Annotated in this window: 7 protein-coding genes and 2 tRNA genes; 8 read left to right on the top strand and 1 reads right to left on the bottom strand. The window is 26.9% G+C overall.

Features of this window, described 5'->3' with window-relative positions; genetic code table 4:
• The first annotated feature begins 156 nt into the window (after positions 1 to 156).
• The 7 genes from EHU54_RS00465 (at position 157) to EHU54_RS00435 (ending at position 5,112) form a co-directional block, all read left to right on the top strand.
• Positions 157 to 233, top strand: a tRNA-Ile gene (locus EHU54_RS00465).
• 18 nt (positions 234 to 251) lie between these two features.
• A tRNA-Ala gene (locus tag EHU54_RS00460) sits at positions 252 to 327 on the top strand.
• 182 nt (positions 328 to 509) lie between these two features.
• The gene (locus tag EHU54_RS00455) at positions 510 to 1,439 is read left to right on the top strand and encodes a hypothetical protein (RefSeq protein ID WP_400248341.1); all 930 of its coding nucleotides are present in this window, start codon (positions 510 to 512) and stop codon (positions 1,437 to 1,439) included.
• Between the two features lie 79 nt (positions 1,440 to 1,518).
• The gene (gene rplI, locus EHU54_RS00450) at positions 1,519 to 1,971 is read left to right on the top strand and encodes a 50S ribosomal protein L9 (RefSeq protein ID WP_400248340.1); all 453 of its coding nucleotides are present in this window, start codon (positions 1,519 to 1,521) and stop codon (positions 1,969 to 1,971) included.
• Between the two features lie 3 nt (positions 1,972 to 1,974).
• A complete protein-coding gene (gene dnaB, locus EHU54_RS00445; RefSeq protein WP_400248339.1) occupies positions 1,975 to 3,351 on the top strand; it encodes a replicative DNA helicase in 1,377 nt (458 codons plus the stop codon).
• 54 nt (positions 3,352 to 3,405) lie between these two features.
• The gene (locus EHU54_RS00440) at positions 3,406 to 4,629 is read left to right on the top strand and encodes a lipoprotein (RefSeq protein ID WP_400248338.1); all 1,224 of its coding nucleotides are present in this window, start codon (positions 3,406 to 3,408) and stop codon (positions 4,627 to 4,629) included.
• Between the two features lie 51 nt (positions 4,630 to 4,680).
• The gene (locus EHU54_RS00435; RefSeq protein WP_400248337.1) at positions 4,681 to 5,112 is read left to right on the top strand and encodes a 23S rRNA (pseudouridine(1915)-N(3))-methyltransferase RlmH; all 432 of its coding nucleotides are present in this window, start codon (positions 4,681 to 4,683) and stop codon (positions 5,110 to 5,112) included.
• Positions 5,113 to 5,241: 129 nt separating this feature from the next.
• Here EHU54_RS00435 and EHU54_RS00430 read toward each other — a convergent pair whose 3' ends face one another.
• The gene (locus tag EHU54_RS00430) at positions 5,242 to 5,631 is read right to left on the bottom strand and encodes a hypothetical protein (RefSeq protein WP_400248335.1); all 390 of its coding nucleotides are present in this window, start codon (positions 5,629 to 5,631) and stop codon (positions 5,242 to 5,244) included.
• 257 nt (positions 5,632 to 5,888) lie between these two features.
• On the opposite strand from EHU54_RS00430, the gene rpsJ reads away from it, so the two are divergent.
• Positions 5,889 to 6,197 (top strand): 30S ribosomal protein S10, encoded by a 309-nt coding sequence (gene rpsJ, locus EHU54_RS00425; RefSeq protein WP_400248334.1) that lies wholly within the window; start codon positions 5,889 to 5,891, stop codon positions 6,195 to 6,197.
• The last annotated feature ends 39 nt before the right edge of the window (positions 6,198 to 6,236 follow it).

Below are 6,236 nucleotides of genomic sequence, written 5' to 3'. Positions count from 1 at the left end.
TTCTATTTTAAATATATTTTATAGGAATTTTAAAATAACTAGGTTATGCAAGAAGTCTAATAAAAAGCAAATTAATTTTGCTTTTTATTTTTTTAAAATATTTTAAATTTATGGTTGTTTTTTAAATAAACTTAATGTTATAATAATTTAGGTTTTCGGGCTATAGCTCAGCCGGTTAGAGCGCACCCCTGATAAGGGTGAGGTCGATGGTTCAAGTCCATTTAGCCCGACCATTTTTTTATAAGAATTTTGGGCCCGTAGCTCAGCTGGAAGAGCACCTGCCTTGCACGCAGGGGGTCGACGGTTCGATCCCGTTCGGGTCCACCATTTCAAAATAGATTTAAACAATTAATTAAAAAAGCATATTAAATTATTAATATGCTTTTTTAATTGAATTTAATGGTTGCTTGTTACTATTATCCTGAATTTTTGTGAGGGAGGGTTTAATATAATGCCTTTTTTTGGTATAATACATCTAATGCAAAACAGAATATAAACAGGGGTGAAGTATGTCAATTTTTGATAAAAATGAAAACGAAAGATATGCATATTTTTTAACGAATTTTAAAGAAATCCTTACAGATTGAGTAGTTATGATTAATGATCAATTTATTAAGTCATCATTAGATAATTCATCAACTAAATTATTTGGAATGAATGTTGATAAAGCAATTTTATTTTTTGATATTAATTTAGATGCAAATAATGAATTACATGAATTAGGAATTATTAAAGAAAGTTATAGTATTGATTTAACAAATGATTTAGATTTGAATTTAGGGAAAAAAATAAATAAGAAAAACGAAGGAAAAAATTATGATTTAATTTATAACCAAATTGATAATTTTTTTATTGAAGATTCAGAATTATTAAAATTTTGTGAATATACATTAAATATTACTAATTTATCAATGGAAACGGATGGACCAACAATTAGTGCTTTGAATAATTATAAATCAGTTGCTTTTAATAGTTATCCAACAAAAATTTATGAATTATTAGATTGATTTGGTATTGAAATTGTTGATGCAATTAATAACGGATTAAAAGTAAAACGTTTTGGTGTTAAAGACAATAGTACTGGTAGTAATAGCAAGATAAGAAGAAAACCAAGATTAATGTCAAATAAAACTTTAAAAAATATTGATAATGATGATAACAAAATTAATAAAGAAATAATTTTTACTGAGTATTTTGCAAATAATGGTAATATTAGTGCTAAGTTAATTGCTTTAAATAAGTTATTACCACTGTTAGAAGAAAAACGAGCTGAAATTAAAGATTTTAATCCTAAGTTAGAATATGATATTTTTAGTTTTTTACAACATACAAAATATCGGAATTCTTTAACATATCAAGAAGATAGCGAAGCTGAAAAACGTTTGGATAAAGTTTTTAAAAAAGCGGTGCTATCGTTATATTTATTAGATATTGGTTAAAAAGCGAAGAAAATAATTCGTTTTTTATTTATTAAAATTATTTTAAGAAGTTTTCTGTTATAATTTGTAGTAGGTGATTATGATGAAAGTTATTTTAATTAAAGATGTTAAAGGAAAAGGAAAAGTTAATGATGTAATTGATGTTGCTGATGGTTATGCAAAAAATTATTTAATTAAAGAAGGTTTTGCAATTCCAACAACTTCTGCTAATTTGGCTAAATTAAATGTTGTTTTATCACAGCAAGCAGCACAAGAAGCAGCAACAAAAGCTTCTTTAGAAGAATTAAAAGCAACATTAGAAGAATTAACATTGAATTTTAAATTAAAAGTTCATGATAATAAAACATTTGGTTCTGTTTCTTTAACACAAATTGAAGATCGATTAGCAAAAGAATTTAATTTAAAAGTTGATAAAAAGAAATTTATTGATAATAATAATTTAACAAGTTTTGGGTTACATTACCTAAAAATTAAATTAGCTCCAAATATAATTGCAACATTAAAAATGATGGTAGAAAAAAAGGAGAGTTAATTAATGGAAAACATCAATAAAACAGAATTAAATAAACTTAATGTTATTAATGATGCGGAAAAAAATGTTTTAGCAATAATTGCACACTCCATTACAGCAGCTGAAGAAGTTTTTTCAATTTTAACAGAAGAAGATTTTACTGTAATGAATTACAAAGTAATTTTCAAAACTTTACAAGAACAATTTTCAGCAAAGGTTGCTATTAATATTACAACATTAAGCAATTATATGTTAAAAAATAATATTTTAAATAAAATTGGTGGCATTGAATTTTTAACTGATTTATTTCAATCATATACAACAGATGCTAATTTATCTGAATATTTAGATATTATTATTAAAAATACAACCTCACGTCGATTAAAGGCTGTTGTTGATAGTATTAATCGTCAGATTGATGCTCATCAGCCAATTGATGAAGTTGTTAGTCATGCAGAAAAAGAAATCTTAGATGTTAAAAAAGAGCGAAAAGGGAATTTATTTAAAACTTCATATGATGAAGTTGATAAAGTACTTCAAAAAATCGAATTGTTAGAAAATTCTGGTGAAATGTTAACAGGAAGTCCAAGTGGTTTTCGTGATTTAGATCGTATGACATCAGGTTTTCAAAAAGGGGATTTTATTATTTTGGCGGCACGTCCTTCAATGGGAAAGACAGCATTAGTTTTAAATTTTGCTGTTAAATCAGCTGCTCAATCAAAAAAAGCAGTTGCTATTTTTTCAGTTGAAATGCCAGCGGAACAATTAATTCAAAGAATGCTAGGAAGTTATTCAACAGTTGATTCTGTTAAAGTCCGAACTGGTAAAGGGTTACAAACACGTGATTGAGAAAATATTACCAAGGCGGCAGATTTTTTAAAACAAACAAAATTATTTATTGATGATACACCAGGTTTGAAAGTTATTGAATTACAGTCAAAGTTAAGAAAATTATGTCGTGAAAACGAAGTTGGTTTAGTTGTTATTGATTATTTACAATTACTTAGCACTGGAACTCATTTTGGTGATTCACGTCAACAGGAAGTTTCAACAATTTCGCGGCAACTTAAAGCATTAGCACGTGAATTAGAGGTTCCGATTATTTGTTTATCCCAATTATCACGATCAGTTGAAAAACGAGAAGACAAAAGGCCAATTATGTCTGATTTACGTGATTCAGGAGCAATTGAACAAGATGCGGATATTATTATGTTTTTATTTCGAGAAGAATATTATACTTCTCACGATTCAAATAATATGGAAGGACCAATGTTAGAAACAGAAAAAGCACAATTAATTTTATCAAAGCATCGAAATGGTCCAACTGGGAGTGTTGAATTATTGTTTGTAAAAAAACACGGTTCATTTGCTGATTATGGTTTGCAAAATACAAAAATTTAGGATACTATATTAATTAGTGAAAAATAAATTAGTGTTTAAGAAAAGAGGACTATAATGCGTAAGTTATTATCAATTTTTGCAGCAACAACTTTGGTTACAGCATCATCAGCATCAGCTGTTGCTTGTAGTGGTGCACCACAAGGAAATCCTATTCCTACTTTTATGTATAATGGAAATCAAAAATTTAGTCATGCTCCAACAGCAACTGGTAAATCAACAAATGGAATTGATGATGTAACCCAATCAGGAAAAGATGAAAATGGTGCTCCTTATGAATACAGTTTACAGGGGGGGCAATTGGGTTTAATTAATAATGCAATTAATCCTATTTTACATGGTATAAATTTAACAAAAGATAATAGTGTAACAACTGGTAAAGGAGCAAAGTGAACTGATGAGCAAATTGCAGCTGGCTTAAAAGGGCAAAAGGATGAACTAATTAAAACTGCAAAAACTGATGCGCAAGATCCTTTTGATAATAGTAAAAAAATTAATCAAAAAGTATTATGAGAAGAATTTTTTAACAATTATTCAACTAGTTATGACCCATACTATAGTCAAGTTGCTTTCCTTGCAAATGAAAATAAAAAAATTTTAAATAAAATAAATGATAATTTGGTGACAATGACTGGAAATGCAGAAAAAACAAAGAATAAAGAATGAGTTAAAGAACAAACTTGACCAGATGGCAAAAAAACTCCTTATACACCTTCATCATTAAAAGTATTATCACCTATAGCATCGATTCTTGAATGATTAAATGATCCAAAAAATGGCTATAATCAAGGTTATGATCAAATTGATCAAAATCGTGGATATCAATCAGCACGTTATCTTGCAATTGTTATTCCTAATGTGACAATTCGCTTTGAGTTTCAAGGAGAACATAATCGTTTTACTTTTACATCAACAATTGATAAATTAGTAGGTTATGCAAATTATCTTGTTTACGAAAATCCAAATAGTACAAAAGATAGTCCAACTTATGGTCATCAATGATTTTTCCTAAGTTATGGTTTTTATGACTTTGAGAGTTTAAAAGATGATTATTATCATCACTATAATTTTAATGCGATTCCAGATGCTGCTAAGATTGATCAAAATATTAAAATTGCATTAGGTTTTGTTAAAAAAAATGATGATAAAGGAATTTTAACCGATGAAGAAGATAAGGAAGTTGGTAAACGTGGTCAATTCCCAACACCAGAAACAAATTATACTTTCCCAGCTCTAAAATGAACAATTAATGTTGATTCAATTACTGACCAATATAAATAATGGATATTAAAATTCTGGCAATTGGTTCATTAGATAAAAAGTATCTAAATAATGGGCTATGAAACTTTTTTTGAAAGAATTAAGCATTATGCAAAATTAGAAATTATTGAATTAAAAGAAGTTAATAATAAGAATGAACAAGTAACAATTAATGAACAAACAGCATTAGTAATAAAAAAACTATTAGATTATTCAGAATATTATAAAGTATTATTAGCATCACAAGGTCAAATTTTAACAAGTGAACAAATTGCTGCATATATTAAGGAAGTTAAAGATTTTAAAAAAGCAAAGTTATTGTTTATTATTGGAGGCAGTCATGGCTTTAATAATAATAATAATAATAATGAATTATTGTCAAAGGTTAATTTTCAATTAAGCTTTGGAGCAATAACTTTACCACATCAATTATGCCGATTAGTATTATTAGAACAAATATATCGTAGTTTTAAGATTATTAATAATGAAAGTTATCATAAGTAATTTTTAATTAAAAAGAACAACCAGATTATATTTTTTTAGTTTTAGTTCTTTTTTTATTTTGGTGGGTTTGCTCCATCATTGCAATTTTTTGTTTTCGCGCTAATTCTGATAAAACATTTGTATTTTTTTCTAATAATAATTGCCGATAATAAGGACTATTTTTTTAGCTAATTTAATAACTTTAATTCGGTCAGTGACAGTCATATTATTAACATCAATATAATTAGGATCCTTTGTTCTATAAGCTTGGTTTTTTAATTGCTTATTCTTTTTTTGAGCATTTAATAAAATTTTATACATTGGATTATTTTTATCAATGATTTTCTTTTTATCTAACTGTGGTTTTTTGTTTGTTTTGCGGTAAATTTCATGGCTTCGTGATGTTTTACGTGCTAAAGTTTCAAGTTGAATTTTAAACACCTGTGCTTTATGTTCTTGAATTTTTTGATAACGCAAATCATAACCATTGTCCTTTGTTTTTTTTCATAGAATAGTTTTATTTTCTATTTCTTTTGCCATTTTTCTCCTTACTTTTCAACATGTAATTATTCCAATTTTATTATAATATTAATTATAAATTAGATGAAACAAAGAAGTAAAAAAGATAAAATATTTTATTTTTTTTCTTAAAAAAGACTTGCATTATTGCCTATTATCCAATAAGATGAATAAGAATGTATATTTTGTGGAAACATCTTTTGTAGTCTATAACTGATACACTGATAGGAGTTGTTAATGTTTACACAAAAAATATGAATAAATTAGGAGGAAAAGTAATGGCTCAAACTAAAATGAGAATTAAATTAAAAGGTTTTGATCACCGTGTGGTTGATCAATCAATTAAAAAAATCATTGAAGCAGCTCAAGCAGCAGGAGTAGAGGTAAGGGGACCAATCCCTTTACCAACTGATCGTAATATCATTACTATTTTAAGAGCAACTCATAAATACAAAGATTCAAGAGAACAATTTGAAATGAGAACACATAAAAGAATTATTGATATTATTAATCCTGATGGTCCAAAGGTAATTGACACTTTAAAAAGAGTGCAGTTACCAAGTGGTGTGGAAATTGAAATGAAATAAATAACCATTCTTAAATTTAATTTATAGACAAGATATACA

Origin of the sequence: Spiroplasma sp. ald (genome assembly GCF_044714355.1) — a bacterium.
GTDB lineage: Bacteria > Bacillota_I > Bacilli_A > Mycoplasmatales > Mycoplasmataceae > Spiroplasma > Spiroplasma phoeniceum.
This window is presented reverse-complemented; position numbering and strand designations above follow the sequence as displayed.